The following is a 16,153-nucleotide window of genomic DNA, read 5'->3' on the forward strand; positions in this document are numbered from 1 at the left end:
ATGACCCAAGATCAAATACGTTCTTCACAACCATTACTTGAGGTCAGCAACCTTACCCGTGAATTTCCCGCGGGCGAAGGAACAGTACAAATCCTCAAAGGCATTAATTTAAAAATTTATGCCGGTGAACTGGTTGCAATCGTCGGGCAATCAGGCTCAGGTAAATCGACCCTGATGAATATTTTGGGGTGCCTCGATAAACCAACGGCAGGCAGCTATCAAGTCAGTGGTCGAGAAACACGTCTACTCGAAGCAGATGAACTAGCACAACTTCGCCGTGAATATTTTGGCTTTATTTTCCAACGTTATCATTTGCTCGGTGATTTAAGCGCCGCAGGTAATGTCGAAGTTCCTGCGATTTATGCAGGTGTGGACAGCCAACTTCGCCAACAGCGTTCGGCTGAGCTACTCTCAGAACTAGGACTTGAAGAACGCTTACATCATCGACCAAGCCAGCTATCTGGTGGTCAGCAACAACGTGTGTCGATTGCACGTGCGCTGATGAATGGTGGTGATGTGATTCTTGCCGATGAACCCACAGGTGCATTAGATAAGAATAGCGGTGTCGAAGTGATGCGCATTCTGCGTGAGCTGAATGCCAAAGGCCATACCATTATTCTGGTGACGCACGATCTCAATGTTGCCAAAAATGCGACCCGTATTATCGAGATCAGTGATGGTAATATTATTTCAGACCGTGCCAACGTACCTGAAAATGCAGATACCGATTTAGAACATCAAACCCTGCAACGCTCATCACAAAAGAAAACCTCGGCTTGGCGGTCTTTTTTCGATCGTCTCGGTGAAGCATTCCGCATGGCACTACTTGCCATGAATGCCCACCGCATGCGGACTTTTTTAACTATGCTCGGGATTATTATCGGGATCGCATCCGTGGTCTCGGTGGTAGCTCTCGGTAATGGCTCACAAAAGCAAATTCTAGAAAATATCAGTAGTTTGGGGACTAACACCATTACCGTGTATCAGGGTCGTGGTTTTGGTGATAATTCACGCGCCTCCCAAGTGAAAACACTAGTGCCTGCCGATGCGGATGCGCTAGCTGAACAACCTTATGTCGATGGGGTCAGTCCATCTGCCAATACCAGTGTGACGCTACGCTACAAAGATACCGAAGCATCGGCAACCGTAAATGGTGTCAGTGCTGATTTTTTCTATGTCAAAGGCATGACCTTTAAGTCGGGACAAGCTTTCGATAAAGACAGCGTCACACAACGTGCGCAAGATGTGGTGATTGATACCAATACTGAAAAGACTTTCTTTGCAGATGGTACTAATCCTGTTGGTCAAGTACTGCTGTTAGGTAGCGTACCAAGTCGAATCATCGGCGTGATTGATGCTCAACAAGGCTTCATGGGTAGTTCTGACAGTTTGAATGTTTATTTACCTTATTCAACGGTGATGAGTCGCATGTTGGGGCAATCCAATGTTCGTAGCATCATTGTTCGCATTAAGGATGAATACCCAAGTAGCGCGGCTGAAAATGCAATTCTAACCTTGCTGGAACAGCGTCACGGCGCGCAGGACGTATTTACCCAAAACTCCGACAGTATTCGTGAAACCATCCAGCAAACCACAGCCACAATGACCCTGTTAATTTCTGCAATCGCCGTGATTTCTCTTGTGGTTGGTGGAATTGGCGTGATGAACATTATGTTGGTCTCTGTGACTGAACGAACCCAAGAGATTGGGGTACGTATGGCGGTTGGCGCACGACAAAGTGACATTTTGCAGCAATTCCTGATTGAAGCAATTTTAGTCTGCTTATTGGGTGGTGTACTGGGTGTGCTGCTTTCTTTAGGGATTGGGCAAATTATTGGACACTTTGCCAAAGGCATCATTGAGATGAGTTATTCAACCACCTCAATCATAGCGGCTTTTGTCTGTTCAAGCATGATTGGTATTGTATTTGGCTTCTTGCCAGCACGAAATGCAGCACAACTCGATCCAGTTGCTGCTTTAGCGAGAGAATAAGCATCAAAAATTGATCTCAGAAATAAGATACTCGGGAATGTCATCCGCAACCTGCGTGGTATCAACAAGATATTGTTTCTGTGAAAAGTTAGATAAATGAAAAAATAGAACAGGTTTTGCGGATGACGATGGTTTTGCCTACTTTTCCCGAAAGAAAAGTAGGTCGAGCCGAAGGCTTAAACTGAAAATGGATGAGAACTCGATAAGACACTGTCTCGATAATCATGCTCTTTCAAATTATTAAGGGAATGACGATCAATGTTATTCAAACAACATAAAATCGCACTTGCACTGGTACTCACTGGCTCCTTGGCTGGCTGTTCTGCCGTGGTGAAAACACCCTATAACGCCCCAGCAGTCCAAGTACCTCAACAGTTTCAGTATGATGTGCAAAAAAATAAGAATGTGAATCTCACCGATCAATGGTGGACTTTGTTTAATGATACTCAACTGAATCAGTTGGTCGAACAAGTGTTGGCTAAAAATAGTGACCTAACTGTTGCAGGAATTACCCTTCAACAAGCTCGATTACAGGCAGGTTTGGCTGAAAATAAACAAGGCATTCGCACCAGTTCGAGTGTTTCCACAGGTCATAACTATGACCTCCGTTCAGGCAATGGAAGTGATCGTGGTTTATCGACCAGTGTTGGCGTTAGCTATGAACTCGATTTATTTGGCAAGCTCGCCAATCAAACCGAAGCAAGCCGTTGGGAAGCCTTAGCCAGTGAGCAAGACTTGCAAGCCACAGCCCAAAGCTTGGTTGGGACAACAGCAAAGCTATATTGGCAACTTGGCTATTTGAATGAACGTTATCAAACCATTCAGCAAAACTTGGCTTCGACCCAAAAAATCTATTCTTTGGTGCAATCACAATATAAAGCGGGTGCGGTTTCAGGTTTAGATTTAACACAAGCGGAACAATCGGTACAAAGCCAAAAAGCCAGTTTAAGCCAAATTGAGCAGCTTCGTGTTGAAGCGCGTACTGCGATTGCTGTATTGCTACATGAACCTGTTCAACAACTGAATATTCAAGAGCCTACACAACTACCTCGCAATGCTCTGCCGAATATCGCGGTTGGACTCCCTGCTGATATTTTATCGCGTCGTCCAGACTTACAAGCTTCTGAATTACGCCTACGCAAAACCTTAGCCAATAAAGATGCGACCAAAGCCAGTTACTACCCTTCGATTAATCTCACAGGTAATCTAGGTTCTTCGAGTACTTCATTGACACAACTGTTAAAGAACCCTGCTTTAACTTTAGGGGCAAGCCTGAGTCTACCTTTTCTTCAATATAATGATATGAAGAAAGATATTGCGATCAGTGATCTTGAGTATGAAAAAGCCATTACTCAATATCGCCAAACGCTGTACCAAGCTTTTGCCGATGTAGAAAATGCCTTGTCGAATCGCACTCAACTGAATCAGCAAGTAGAATTGCAACAACGCAATGTCGAACTTGCGAATAAGACCGAAAGATTGACCGAAGTTCGTTATCGCAATGGTGCAATTGCATTAAAGAACTTATTGGATGCGCAAGAAACCACACGCAATGCACGACTCAGCTTAGTTGAAACCAAGCAGAATCAATACAATGCCTATGTGACGTTAATGCAAGCACTTGGCGGAAGTCCTGTGAAAGAACTAACTGAGTAATAGCTTAGTGGCCGTAGTTTTATATAGTTAGCTTTAATTGAGGGGAATAATGGAACTTCCTACATTTAAATATCACCCAGATCCGATCAAAACAGGTGCTATAGAAGTAACAAGTGCAACGTGTGAGTGTTGTGGTATTGCTCAGGGCTTTAGGGCTACTTCTACAATTTACGCTAAGGAGCAAGTAGAAACTATTTGTCCTTGGTGTATTGCTAATGGCTCGGCAGCTGAAAAATTCGATGGTGAGTTTACTGATTCACATCCACTACTAAAAGCTGGACTTGATACAGCTATTGTAAAAGAAGTCTGTGAAAAAACTCCAAGTTTTAATTCATGGCAACAAGAGGTGTGGTTATCACATTGTAACGATGCTTGTGAATTTCATGGTGATGCAGAAAAGCTCGACTTATTAGAAATAACAGGAGCTACGTTAAAGACTTTCTTAGAAAAACAAAAAATTAACCAAGATCTATGGCAAGAGATAGTTACTTCCTACGAAAAAGGTGGAAACCCTTCAGTTTACAAATTTAAGTGTAGAATCTGTGGCATGAGAACTTACAGTATGGACTTTGCGTAAGGCGAATAAACTGTTTAAGAGGGATTTATAACACATGATATTTTCTATCTAAAATTTAAACTGATTACATCGCATAACATAGCTTCGTCTTCTAAAAACAAAGCCGCTATAAAAGCGGCTTTATCAAATAATTTAGACTAATCTAATTATTCATCATCCATCATTGATTGGCTCATACCTACAGTATTGAAACCACCATCAACATATAAGATTTCACCCGTAATACCAGAAGCCCATGGTGAGCAAAGGAATAATGCTGCATTACCCACTTCTTCAATCGTTACATTACGTTGTAGCGGAGCAATCTTTTCATTAGCATCTAACATTTTACGGAATGATTTAATACCAGATGCAGCCAATGTACGGATTGGACCAGCAGAGATCGCATTCACACGAATCCCCTCTTTACCCAAGCTTAGTGCTAAATAACGCACACCCGCTTCTAACGATGCTTTTGCCATGCCCATCACGTTATAGTTTGGCATCACACGCTCAGAACCTTGATAAGTCAAGGTTAATAAACAACCTTTACGTGCTTGTAATAATGGTTTAGCCGCACGAGCCATCGCAACAAAGCTATACGCGCTAATGTCATGTGCAATTTTAAAACCGTCACGATCCGTCACGTCGGTAAAGTCACCATCTAGCGTATGTGCAGGTGCAAAACCAATCGAATGCACAACACCATCTAAACCATCCCAGTGTTTTGCTAACTCAACAAAAGTATTGTCAATTTCTGCATCAATCGCTACATCACAAGGGAAAACCAGTGTTGAACCAAACTGTGCTGCAAAGTCGTCAACACGCTTTTTTAGCTTTTCATTTGGATAAGTAAATGCTAACTCTGCGCCTTCACGGTGTAATGCTGTCGCAATACCGAAAGCAATTGATAATTTACTTGCAATACCAGCAATTAAAAAACGCTTACCAGCTAAAAGTCCTTGTGACATCTTATTCTCACTCGAAAAATTTTCACCACATCATGCCAATATTCCGTCAGTTGCGGAATTGCATAATCCACCTTTTTACAATCTTGCATAAAAAAATCGCCTGATAAAAGGCGATTTATATTTTATTTCAGTTTTGACTTAGTCATCACCTTGAATTAGGCTTAATAAGCGCATGAATGAATAGTACATCCACACTAAAGTCGCAAGTAAAGCAATCGCACATACCCATTCAAATGCTTTAGGAGCACGTTGTGCTGCTGCATTTTCAATAAGATCAAAATCTAAAATCAGATTAAGTGATGCAATTACTGCAACAAATGCAGCAAAACCAATACCTAACCAATTGCTTTCAAAAATGTAAGGAATACTTGAACCGAAGATCAAACTCAAAACAATTTGAACAACGAAAACTAAAGCAATCGCAATAGAAGCTGAAATTACAATTGCCTTAAATTTTTCAGTCGCACGAATAATTTGGAATTTATACAACGCAAATAAAACCAAGGTTGTCACAAACGTCGCAAGCAAAGCTTGTAAAGGAACACCAGGAAATTTCAACTGAAAAATAAAAGACACACCACCTAAAAATGCGCCTTCAAATAAAGCATAAGGAATTGCTAAAGCTGGTGCAGTGTTTGATTTAAAAGTGGTAATCAAAGCTAAAATTAAGCTACCAATAATTCCAACAATTGTTGCAGCATAGGCAATTGAAAGATTAGCAGTGATTGCACAATAGAAAAATAGTGCCATTCCCAATGCAGCTGCAATCACTGTCAATAATACTGACTTCTGAATAGCACCTTGAATGGTCATTGGCTCAGTTATATCAGTATAGGTTTCCACCCGAGTTAAAATTGGATTATTACTTTGCATGTAAGCTCTCTTTTTATAGTAAGCAAATAAAAATTGAGTTTATGATATTTTTTATTCAATCCCAATATTTTTTACATTTAATAAAGCTTTAATTTTTTTGCAATTTATTGATAGCTAATCCATTAAAAATATATGAAACAAAGTACTTGATTGCAAAATTAAAGCACATTTTATGGCTATAACTTTCATTTCGTAGCGAGAACCATAAGCTTTTATTTACAATCTAGATCTCTTTATACCAAGTGAATTAATTGTAATAAAATCTGAAAATCTGTATTCATCTAAGTCACATAAGCAATAAAAAAAGGAGTCGCATTTTAGGACTCCTTTTTAAATCATTTTTAGATTAGAGTGAAATATTACAGCCCTTTTAGCTAAAGTGCTGCGGTTGCTCATCAATAACTTCTGCTTGTAACTGATTCATCTGTTTTTCCAACAAACCAAATAAAGCGGCTTGGATCATATGCTGTGCAACGGTTGGTGTCTGATCACCCAAAATCTTTTTAACATCTTCACTAAATTGAATTTTAACCAAAGGCTCTGCTTCCGAACCTGCATTACGCAAGGCAAGCTCTCCGCCTTCAAGTTGAACTAACTCGAGAACGGCTTCTTGGCTACCAAATAACTCTTTTAACTGTTGCATTGACATACAATTACTCCATGTTTCTACATGGTGGCAAAGCGCTACTGCTCTTTGCAATCTCACGTCTTATTTATATAAGTGCTATTCACTCATATTTCAAGTCTATGTTCTACTCGAATTAAAACTCAACCATTTCATTACGAAAACCGTCAATCAAATGGCTTAAATCTCTATGCCATTCTCGTAATATTTTCGCATCGGGTAACCATGCTTGCGGGCTTTGAGTCACTTTAATAATCAAATTCGATGAGGTCTCATTTTCAGGCTCTGGTGCTGTTGGTTCTGGTGCATACTGACATAAACGATAAGTACGTTTGAGTTCTGCAATAAAACCATCTTTAGCAAGTTGCTGTAATACTGAAACTTCTGGTGAGACTTGTCCTTTAACTGCCATCTGCTCTTCAATCGACTTAAAGGTCGGTTGCAAATCATTTAAACGATAATAGCGTACCAATTCTTGTAAAAACGCTAAAATTGCCCCGTGTAAATGAAATACTGCTGCCTCACGATATGCCTGCGCTTGTTGAATATGGTCTGTTTGCTCAGCTTGTTGACATGCAAGTCGGGCAAAATACAATTTTTGATTGGTACGATCAGCATGGTAGCGAGCAACACGAGACATAATAAATCCCTTTTTCAGTTCATTTAAATCAGGACTGATTGTAAAGCGAATTGATGCTGAAACAAATAGCACTCACAATATCAATTCAATACGATAAAGTTTACGTTTTGCTATTGTATGTTGTGGTTGGGCGAAAGGGCGAATATTACTGATGAGCCAAGCAAAATAGCCTTAAGTCCAATAAGAGGCACATGCAATTTCCACTTCATGTGCTTGCCAAGGACGTACCACTTCGATATCAACCAAAGCAACCGCCCTCCCCATTTCTTCATCACCATCCTTTGTTAAAAAATTCAAATTTTCAACAATGACCAGATTTTTCAGTGGCAAAGTTTCGGGCTGCCATGAGCGAACTTCAAGCGTTTTAATTTTCTTCGCTATTCGCTCAGCATTTGGTGCAACAATTGATAAAGCCGTATATTGCTTTTAAATTGATCATTAAGGTTTATCATCCGCAGCTTTGACACGAATGCCTTGGCTTTTTACTTTCAAGGTGTTTAAACCTTTAATTGCTTTAATCGCTTCACGTGGATTTGGCATTTCAACAAAACCAAAACCTTTCGATTTACCCGTTGCTTCGTCTTTGACCACGACACAAGACTCAACTTTTCCATATGCTTTGAATAAGTCGAGAATTTCCGCATCAGTCACATTACGGTCTAAATTACGAACTAAAATTTTCATGCTAAAACCTAAAAGATGATTCATTGTAGAATCAATGAATCAAAAGAAATTGAATCTGCCTAGTTTAATCGAAATCAATCCCAAAACCTAAATTGATTGCAGCCGTGCGAGAACGATTGCTTTGGCCATAGCCACGTGGAATATCTCGATGAATCTGAACATCGACTAAATGTTGAGGTAAATCATTGAGGAAGTAACTTTCTATTTTTCTTCCTAGCTCATCATATTGATCTTGTGACCATAAATTTAAATTCTGTTTGGTCAAAATCAATTCATCTTCTGCACGTGTTAAGGCCACATACAGCACACGACGCTCTTCTTCAACATCATCAAAATCGCCTTGTGCACGTGCATGAGGATATTGATTTGGAGAAACATGTGGCACATAACAGACTTTTTGTTCCGCCCCTTTGGCTGAATGGATGGTAATCAGCGTCACTAAATCTTGGTCAGGCGTTTTATCAATTTCTGAGATCGAAATTGGATCAAGTACGTATTCCTCTAAGAACTCCACAAGAGCACTGTGTTTACGTGCCAATTGCTTGACCAAATCAAAGTCTTTAACACGGCGTGACCAATCTTTAGTTTTATAGTTATTTTCCAGCTGTTCATTTAGCGCATCCAGTGCAAGGCCTATACAAGCTTCAACATGCTGCTGCAATACATCGAGCTGCATCAAAATTAAAATCGCCTGTTGTGGTACTTTGCCATGTCGCTCTAAACGTTGGCAACGGGCTTCGATATCAGGCAGTTGAATCAGTTCTTGCGCCAATTTACTAGCACCCACATCACCCACGCCATCCCAAAGCGTCAGGAAACGCATCCAAGCCAAATCATCCTGTGGATTAACACTGACCCGAAGCAAGCTCAATACATCTTTGACATGCGCCAATTCAAGCAGTTTTACCCCACCAACAAAACGATAAGGGATATTGGCTGCAATCAAAGCACCTTCCAAATAACGTCCACTAAAACCTGAGCGCAACAACACCATATGTTCTGCCCAAGCCGCACCTTGCATATGACGACGATTCAAGTCCTGAATAATCCAATTGGCTTCTTCAAACTCATTACTCAAGATATGCAGTTGTGGCTTTAACCCTTTGCCTCGATAGGCCTGTAGATGTTTGTCATATCCAATTTGGCTCTGCTCCAGCAGCCAATTGGATAAATCTAAAATACCTTGAGTCGAACGATAATTCATTTCTAAAGTCAGCACATCTGCATCGGGTACACGTTCTTTAAAATGATGGATATTTTCAAAATCTGCGCCACGAAAACCATAGATCGACTGTGCATCATCCCCTACGCAAAATAGTTTCACCTTGCCAACTAAAGGCTGAAGCAAAGCCCATTGCAGTGGATTGGTATCCTGCATTTCATCAACCAATAAGGCAGAGCAGAAACCAGTGACCCACTTCACTAACTCTGGTGAACTTTGCAAATGCACGGCAATAATAGATAGGATGTCATCATAATCTAGAAAATTACGTTCTTGCTTGCGTTGCTCATAGGCTTTCATCAATTCAGCAATTTGAGCTTTATACTCAACCGCCTGGGGTAACTGCTCAAGCAATGCATCTGACAGTTTAGTTTTGGTATTCCGCGCATAAGAATACAGATCGCACAATTCCGCAGCTTTCGGCAACACATTACCTTTATCTTTACCACGCAATAAGCGGAACATCAGCAATTGATCATCTCGATCAATAATACTGAACTGGGTCAGCCCAAAAGCACGTGGATTACGACGCAATAGATACATGCAAAACGTATGGAAAGTTGAAGCGCGTAAGCCCTTGGCCTGTGCGCCCATATGTTGTTCCACCCGCGTGACAATTTCACTAGCCGCACGTCGGGTAAAAGTTAGAATCTGAATTTGTTGTGCTGGCAAACCTTGATCAATTAAATATGCTGCTCTTGCCACGATGGTTTTGGTTTTACCACAACCTGCTCCAGCCAAGACCAGACAATTTTGTGCCGTGGTTGTGGCTGCTTGTTTTTGTTGTGGATTCAGTTCATCAATTAGCTTGGCAAGCGTCATACAATCGGTCAATTAAAAACGAAAGACTATTTTAGCAGACTCAAGCCATTGAAATGTTTCCGACTACAAAAACAAAAAGAGCATGTGTATTACATGCTCTTAGTTTTAACTTGATCGTTTAAATTGTGGTTGAGCTATGTGGTAACTGCTTAATTGCACCCGCAAAAGTCAGGTAATTAATCCCTTGGAATAAAATATCAATTGCAAGGAATATCCCCAACACCCAAAACGGTGAATCAGGTGATGATAAAATCAGAACCCCAGTTAATAAAGTCAAGATGCCTGAAAACAGTACCCAACCCCAACCAGAAATCGGTCTAAGAATAAATGCATTTGCAGTTCGGATCACCCCTGCAATAATAAGCGCAATCGCTAAGAAGCTGGTTAAGACCACCGCAGTAATCACAGGTGTGGTAAAGGCAAAATAGCCTGCTGCTAAATACAGTACACCAAACAAAGCCCACAACCAACGTGTGCCCCCTTTAAATATCATAAATGCGGCAATAAAATGTAAAATGCCACCAAGCATCATTAAGACACCAAATAAAAGTACAGCAGATAAAGTTGCGAATGGTAAAGCTGCTAAAAGAATTAAACCGAAAACAACCAATAACACACCCAATAACAGATACCATTTACGGTCAGCGTGGAGCTGATTACGAATCAAATCATTACCCACGGTTTTCATCATTATTTACTCTTTTATCATCAATGTTCTATTTATATTTTGAGCGTCTTTGAAATGTTTTTCTGTATAAGGCATGTTGATAATTAATGATGGAATGTCAGAAAAACATGTGTTTTATTTCATTATTTTTCTTTTATAGGACTTACGCACTATAAATTTTCCAACTTTTGTGGCAGCAGATAATTCTTGTCTAAAATAAAACCATCAATGAAGCTCTTGATGATTGGTCTAAATAAACTCTTCTGCCACTGATAAATATTCATAAAAATATCATTCCATTGTATTTGTTGTACCTGCACATAAGCCATTAATGATGCAAAAATATGATTGTGAATGAGCTTCATTCGCCTAACCTGAAATTTTTCAATATGACATACCTGTTTAATGACTCGGTGATATTGCTCAATCTTCCAATGACTTGCATGTAAATCTTGAAACCGATCTAATGTTAAATACTCATTAGGATCATAAACAATATAAAACCTCTGCTGTTCTTTGAGCTGAGTCTTAAATAATTGTACAAATCCAAAGTCTTTGAGCCACACTGTTTGACCATTTTCAAATGCAGGTAGTTGCCTAATCTGATGCCAATTCCCTTTTTCAAGGGATACCTTTCGATTACTGTCGATACCAAACATAAATCGAATACCATGATTTCTTATGGTTTTTAGATTTGAAGTTGAAGCATACCAACTATCGCCTGTGACATAAGAAATGTCTGCGCCCCATTGAAGAACATCATTCAACATGTCTAGAAAGTAGTCATTTTTAGTCTTATTTTCAGATTTATCATAGAGCCTAAAATTGATCGGCACATTTTTACCCTGCAAATCTGTCGCATACAGTGTAATGAGATTGATACCTTTCACTGAACGATGATGTTTACCAGACCAGAAAAAACCAACTAAATCCATATGTTGACTATAAGGTTTATCTAATACGGTATCATCCACACTGACAATAAGTTTATTATTATCAATGTATTGCATAGCTTCGTGATATAAATCTTGTGGGCCGTAATTTTCACGCTCCAAGAAACGATTCACACTGTCGTGAGAGATTTGATAGGTATCTGCAAGTTGCGTACAACTTATAGAATGTGGTTCTGTCATAAGAAATCCCATATAGATGGGTAAATTACATTGAGCTGTTGAAGCATGTTTAGTTTGTCTGATCACTTTGATGTTATACAGCTTATTTATCATTTTTTTATACTGTCAATGCGTAAGTCCTATTTTAGTAAGTTATGTGATCCCATGTGAGTAAAGTTAAACTTATCCACAATTTATTTGATCCAGCCTATTTCTTGTGCAGTCAGCACACTGATCACGGTTTGTTCTAAATCATTTGGCATTTTACTTTTGTGCTCGGACAACGGAATCCGTCCTCCCATAATTTCAGCTTCAGTCTGTGGATAGAGCGGCTGTTTATCTGCCTGTGCATAGCCAATCGGGAAAATAGGTTCACCATTGGCTAAGTTATATTTATCGGTCGCGCCAAAACCGTGCAATAACTCATGCACCAACACTACATTATTTTGCTGTGTCTGTTTAGCTGAGGCAAACAGATTGACTGAACCAATTCGTCCACGTTCCAGCGCAGTTGAGTGCTTGAGTTCCCGATTTTGCTTCGGATCATAGAAATTCAGATATAGAGTTAAACTCGGTGAACCATCAATCGATTGATGCTGCTTCCATGCATAAAAGCGAAACTTTAGGCTCCATAGAATATTATTCAGAATACTTGGCTGCTCAGACATCTTCGGTGGTGCTTGTTGCAATTCCCGTCCGATTTGAACCATAAAGTAGCTGCTTTGCTCTCGATATTGCTGGCTGTTTTTTTCTAAATATTGCTTGACCTCGGAAAAGTTATCTTGCTGTAATTTTTGAATATACTGCTGTGTTGTAGCTAAACCATCGGCATTAATCGGATGCAACAATACATTAATCGGCTGATTCCAATCCTGATTTTGATCACGATAAGTATTGATCGCAACAATTAACAACACCAGCGATAAGCATGCAACTCGGATATTTTTCCACATGAACTTCTTCCCCAACCCAAAGTCATTATTATTTTTCTTTACTCAATAAAAAATGCCAGCAATTGCCAGCATTTTCTTAACACTTAAATAACTAAGCTTCTACCCATTTTCCATTTTGGAACACTAGACTCCACTTGGTTTGCTTACCTTCAGCAGTTTCAGAACCAACATACTGCTCTTGATTCTTACGGCTAAACTTCACTACAGTTGGATTACCTTCAGGATCGACATCAGGTGCTTGTAGTAAAAATTGATATTTAGCATCGAGTTGATCTGCAACACTACGTAGTTCCGCCACTTTTGGTGCTCGTGTCTCACGAATTTTCGGGAATTTACTTGCAGCCAAGAATAAACCAGCAGCACCATCACGTAACACGAAGAAATCATCATGCTTAGCTGAACGTAAGTGTTCCATTTTGATTGGATCAACACGCGGCGGTGCTGGTTGACCGCTCTTTAATACTTTACGGGTATTGTCACAGCTTGAACAAGCGAAGTACGGACCAAAACGACCTGTCTTTAACTGCATATCACCATCACATTTATCACATGGAATGGTTGGACCGTCATAGCCCTTAATCTTGAATTCGCCTTCTTCGACTTCATAACCATCACAATCTGGGTTATTACCACAAACATGCAATTTACGACCACCATCGACTACATAACTGTCCATTGCTGTACCACATTTAGGACAACGGTGTTTCGACATCAAATCAGCAGTTTCAGCACCATCATCATCCGACAATGCCGCCAAAGACTCGACTGGTGTTAAGTTAAGTGTGCCTTTACAACGCTCTTTCGGTGGCAGGTTATAACCTGAACACCCCAAGAATACACCCGTTGTTCCAGTACGAACTTGCATTGGACGCGAACATTCAGGACAAGATACATCAGCAACTTCGACAGGCTGATTACGGCGCATGCCGCTTTCACCCTGCGCATTGGTCAAACGTTTCTTGAAGTCACCGTAGAAGGTATCCAGTAGCTCTTTCCAGTTACGCTCACCCATTGCAACACGGTCTAATTGACCTTCTAAATCAGCAGTAAAAGCATAATTCATCAGGTTATTAAAACTTTCATCCAAACGGTCTGTAACGATCTCACCCATCTTCTCGGCAAAGAGACGACGGTTTTCCAGTTTTACATAACCACGTTCTTGAATGGTCGAAATAATCGCAGCATAAGTCGATGGACGACCAATGCCTTTTTTCTCTAATTCTTTCACCAAAGACGCTTCAGTAAAGCGTGCAGGTGGCTTGGTAAAATGCTGACTCGGATCAAGTTTTTCTAACTTAAGTACTTCACCCACTTTCACCGCAGGCAATAAAATATCATCATCCGATTTATTGGCACCACGAACACGGGTAAAACCATCAAATACCAGTGTACGGCCTTTCGCCTTTAACTCAACATTTGACGCTTCAACAGTCAACGTCGAAGATAAATATTCTGCTGGTGTCATTTGACAGGCAACAAATTGACGCCAAATCAAATCATATAAACGCTGTGCATCCCGCTCTACGCCCGCAAGTTTATCGCCAGTCAAACCAACATCTGAAGGACGAATGGCTTCGTGGGCTTCTTGTGCACCCGCTTTATTGCCGTAGCGATTTGGCTTGGCAGGGACGTATTTTTCACCAAAATTTTGTTGAATATGATTACGCACCATATTCACAGCGTCATCACTCAAAAAGGTAGAGTCTGTACGCATATAGGTAATAAAACCACCTTCATACAAACGCTGCGCCAGCATCATGGTTTTCTTCACAGAGAAACCTAAACGCGTACTCGCTGCTTGTTGTAAGGTTGAAGTGATATACGGTGCGCTCGGATTAACTTTGGTTGGTTTATCTTCACGCAACGCCACTTTATATTCAGCATCTTTCAATACACTGAGTAAGGCATCAGTTTCAGCTTTATTTTTAAGCTTAAGTGTTTTACCTGCTTGCTTAACTGCTTCTAAGCGAATGTCTTCTTTGTTGGAAATGGTATCTGCAAAAACTTGCCAGTATTCTTCTGGAATAAATGCACGGATTTCACGTTCACGTTCAACCACCAGTTTCACAGCAACTGACTGGACGCGTCCTGCCGATAAACCACGGGCAATTTTTTCCCATAGTAATGGCGACACCATAAAGCCCACTACACGGTCGAGGAAACGACGTGCCTGTTGAGCATTCACACGGTTTAAATCAAGTCGTGTTGGCTGTTTAAATGCTTCTTGAATGGCGTTCTTGGTAATTTCATTAAAGACCACACGATGGTAGCGACTATCATCCCCACCAATGACTTCTCTTAAATGCCAAGCAATCGCTTCCCCTTCTCTATCCAAGTCCGTTGCGAGATAGATTGCATCTGCATCTTTAGCGAGTTTTTTCAGTTCAGCAACGACATGTTCTTTACCTGGAAGCACTTCATATTGCGCAATCCAGTCATGTTCAGGATCAACCCCCATACGATTAATGAGTGCAGTTTGAGCTTTCTCAGCTTTCTGTTCTTCTGTAAGTTTAGCGCGTGTTACAGGCTTTTTTTCAGTAGACTTTGCCCCACCGCCTGTTGGTAGATCACGTACATGACCCACCGACGACTTCACCACAAATTGTGACCCTAGATATTTATTAATGGTTTTCGCTTTTGCAGGCGACTCCACAATCACTAAGGCACGTTTCGTTGCAGCAGAGGCTGGTGCTGCTGTGCTTTTTGAAGCAGAGCGTGGAGTATTCGCCATAATAAATCGTTTTTCCTATAATTAATCAAATAATTAGCGCTGAGCTAATTCATGTAAATATGCTTTCATTGCTTCAAGCTGAGTGGCTCTTAAATCAGTTTCTTCATCCCAATATAGCCCGACACAGTTCGCCTGCATATCAATAGCATAAACTCCTGTTAATGCAATGGGTGAATCATTAAATTTCTGATCCCCTTGAACAACTTGAAGTTTGCCATCCACGACTCTTGCACGCATTAAAGCTAAACGACCTTCTGGAATCAGTACACTATAATAAGCCACCATACTGGCACGCTTTTCAGAAGCCATTGGAATTTTCGTCCAGTCAGGTGCGACGATTAAACGTGGATGTAATCCCATTTTCCGAGCCTGATCTCGCATCATCCCCAGTGCTTTTTCTCGAGGACTCACGCGTAGACCAAAAATTGAGCCTAATACAAATAATACAATCGCAACTGTAATCCAAATTCCAACATTACTCATAAACTAGCCCAAAACTTTCTTTTATTAGCGTTACATAACTTGAATCAAAAACGCAAGTTTTCCTTGCTATTCTATTCAGAATAAGAAGTTAAACCTGACGATATAATCGTAATTTCACGTTGTTATTCTGAAATTTAAAAATATTTTTCCCTAAGAGCATGACTAA

At 40.4% G+C, this 16,153-nt stretch carries 14 protein-coding genes and 1 pseudogene; 3 read left to right on the top strand and 12 right to left on the bottom strand.

The window, feature by feature from the left end; translation table 11 throughout:
- The 3 genes from O1450_RS13815 (at window position 1) to O1450_RS13825 (ending at window position 4,225) form a co-directional block, all read left to right on the top strand.
- Complete coding sequence (locus O1450_RS13815; protein ID WP_269228889.1) at window positions 1-1,992, top strand: MacB family efflux pump subunit; 1,992 nt, start codon at window positions 1-3, stop codon at window positions 1,990-1,992.
- Between the two features lie 258 nt (window positions 1,993-2,250).
- Entirely contained in the window at window positions 2,251-3,648 is a 1,398-nt protein-coding gene (locus tag O1450_RS13820; RefSeq protein WP_269228890.1) for an efflux transporter outer membrane subunit, read from the top strand.
- Window positions 3,649-3,697: 49 nt separating this feature from the next.
- Window positions 3,698-4,225: a CbrC family protein gene (locus tag O1450_RS13825; protein ID WP_269228891.1), complete on the top strand. Its 528-nt coding sequence runs from the start codon at window positions 3,698-3,700 to the stop codon at window positions 4,223-4,225.
- A gap of 146 nt (window positions 4,226-4,371) precedes the next feature.
- On the opposite strand, the gene O1450_RS13830 is transcribed toward O1450_RS13825, so the two are convergent.
- The 12 genes and pseudogenes from O1450_RS13830 to O1450_RS13885 form a co-directional block, all read right to left on the bottom strand.
- On the bottom strand, window positions 4,372-5,175 hold the full coding sequence (locus tag O1450_RS13830) for an enoyl-ACP reductase FabI (protein WP_269228892.1): 804 nt from the start codon (window positions 5,173-5,175) through the stop codon (window positions 4,372-4,374).
- A 138-nt stretch (window positions 5,176-5,313) separates the two neighbouring features.
- Window positions 5,314-6,048 carry a Bax inhibitor-1/YccA family protein gene (locus O1450_RS13835; RefSeq protein WP_269228893.1) on the bottom strand — a complete coding sequence of 245 codons (735 nt, stop codon included), beginning with the start codon at window positions 6,046-6,048 and terminating at the stop codon, window positions 5,314-5,316.
- 370 nt (window positions 6,049-6,418) lie between these two features.
- The gene (locus O1450_RS13840) at window positions 6,419-6,697 is read right to left on the bottom strand and encodes a hypothetical protein (RefSeq protein ID WP_005162636.1); all 279 of its coding nucleotides are present in this window, start codon (window positions 6,695-6,697) and stop codon (window positions 6,419-6,421) included.
- 112 nt (window positions 6,698-6,809) lie between these two features.
- On the bottom strand, window positions 6,810-7,313 hold the full coding sequence (locus O1450_RS13845) for a DUF6586 family protein (protein ID WP_269228894.1): 504 nt from the start codon (window positions 7,311-7,313) through the stop codon (window positions 6,810-6,812).
- A gap of 72 nt (window positions 7,314-7,385) precedes the next feature.
- Window positions 7,386-7,718 (bottom strand): annotated as a pseudogene (locus O1450_RS13850) (ASCH domain-containing protein).
- Between the two features lie 33 nt (window positions 7,719-7,751).
- On the bottom strand, window positions 7,752-7,997 hold the full coding sequence (locus O1450_RS13855; RefSeq protein ID WP_269228895.1) for an RNA recognition motif domain-containing protein: 246 nt from the start codon (window positions 7,995-7,997) through the stop codon (window positions 7,752-7,754).
- A gap of 64 nt (window positions 7,998-8,061) precedes the next feature.
- Window positions 8,062-10,041, bottom strand: a complete 1,980-nt coding sequence (locus tag O1450_RS13860) for an ATP-dependent helicase (RefSeq protein WP_269228896.1) — start codon at window positions 10,039-10,041, stop codon at window positions 8,062-8,064.
- 118 nt (window positions 10,042-10,159) lie between these two features.
- Window positions 10,160-10,732, bottom strand: coding sequence for an HdeD family acid-resistance protein (locus O1450_RS13865; protein ID WP_269228897.1), 573 nt, complete (start codon window positions 10,730-10,732; stop codon window positions 10,160-10,162).
- A gap of 146 nt (window positions 10,733-10,878) precedes the next feature.
- On the bottom strand, window positions 10,879-11,907 hold the full coding sequence (locus tag O1450_RS13870) for an IS701 family transposase (protein WP_269230406.1): 1,029 nt from the start codon (window positions 11,905-11,907) through the stop codon (window positions 10,879-10,881).
- A gap of 107 nt (window positions 11,908-12,014) precedes the next feature.
- Window positions 12,015-12,773: a hypothetical protein gene (locus O1450_RS13875; protein WP_269228898.1), complete on the bottom strand. Its 759-nt coding sequence runs from the start codon at window positions 12,771-12,773 to the stop codon at window positions 12,015-12,017.
- Window positions 12,774-12,864: 91 nt separating this feature from the next.
- Window positions 12,865-15,504 (bottom strand): type I DNA topoisomerase, encoded by a 2,640-nt coding sequence (gene topA / locus O1450_RS13880; protein WP_269228899.1) that lies wholly within the window; start codon window positions 15,502-15,504, stop codon window positions 12,865-12,867.
- A 33-nt stretch (window positions 15,505-15,537) separates the two neighbouring features.
- On the bottom strand, window positions 15,538-15,987 hold the full coding sequence (locus O1450_RS13885) for a hypothetical protein (RefSeq protein ID WP_004659081.1): 450 nt from the start codon (window positions 15,985-15,987) through the stop codon (window positions 15,538-15,540).
- Window positions 15,988-16,153: the final 166 nt, after the last annotated feature.

Origin of the sequence: Acinetobacter sp. TR11 (assembly GCF_027105035.1) — a bacterium.
Taxonomy (GTDB): domain Bacteria; phylum Pseudomonadota; class Gammaproteobacteria; order Pseudomonadales; family Moraxellaceae; genus Acinetobacter.

What these genes read in the sequence shown, in the direction of transcription:
- O1450_RS13855 (WP_269228895.1), bottom strand. Translation starts at nt 7,997, where the DNA reads ATGAAAATTTTAGTTCGTAATTTAGACCGTAATGTGACTGATGCGGAA.
- O1450_RS13815 (WP_269228889.1), top strand. Translation starts at nt 1, where the DNA reads ATGACCCAAGATCAAATACGTTCTTCACAACCATTACTTGAGGTCAGC.
- O1450_RS13830 (WP_269228892.1), bottom strand. Translation starts at nt 5,175, where the DNA reads ATGTCACAAGGACTTTTAGCTGGTAAGCGTTTTTTAATTGCTGGTATT.
- O1450_RS13820 (WP_269228890.1), top strand. Translation starts at nt 2,251, where the DNA reads ATGTTATTCAAACAACATAAAATCGCACTTGCACTGGTACTCACTGGC.
- O1450_RS13825 (WP_269228891.1), top strand. Translation starts at nt 3,698, where the DNA reads ATGGAACTTCCTACATTTAAATATCACCCAGATCCGATCAAAACAGGT.
- O1450_RS13875 (WP_269228898.1), bottom strand. Translation starts at nt 12,773, where the DNA reads ATGTGGAAAAATATCCGAGTTGCATGCTTATCGCTGGTGTTGTTAATT.
- O1450_RS13865 (WP_269228897.1), bottom strand. Translation starts at nt 10,732, where the DNA reads ATGATGAAAACCGTGGGTAATGATTTGATTCGTAATCAGCTCCACGCT.
- O1450_RS13845 (WP_269228894.1), bottom strand. Translation starts at nt 7,313, where the DNA reads ATGTCTCGTGTTGCTCGCTACCATGCTGATCGTACCAATCAAAAATTG.
- O1450_RS13885 (WP_004659081.1), bottom strand. Translation starts at nt 15,987, where the DNA reads ATGAGTAATGTTGGAATTTGGATTACAGTTGCGATTGTATTATTTGTA.
- topA (WP_269228899.1), bottom strand. Translation starts at nt 15,504, where the DNA reads ATGGCGAATACTCCACGCTCTGCTTCAAAAAGCACAGCAGCACCAGCC.
- O1450_RS13840 (WP_005162636.1), bottom strand. Translation starts at nt 6,697, where the DNA reads ATGTCAATGCAACAGTTAAAAGAGTTATTTGGTAGCCAAGAAGCCGTT.
- O1450_RS13860 (WP_269228896.1), bottom strand. Translation starts at nt 10,041, where the DNA reads ATGACGCTTGCCAAGCTAATTGATGAACTGAATCCACAACAAAAACAA.
- O1450_RS13835 (WP_269228893.1), bottom strand. Translation starts at nt 6,048, where the DNA reads ATGCAAAGTAATAATCCAATTTTAACTCGGGTGGAAACCTATACTGAT.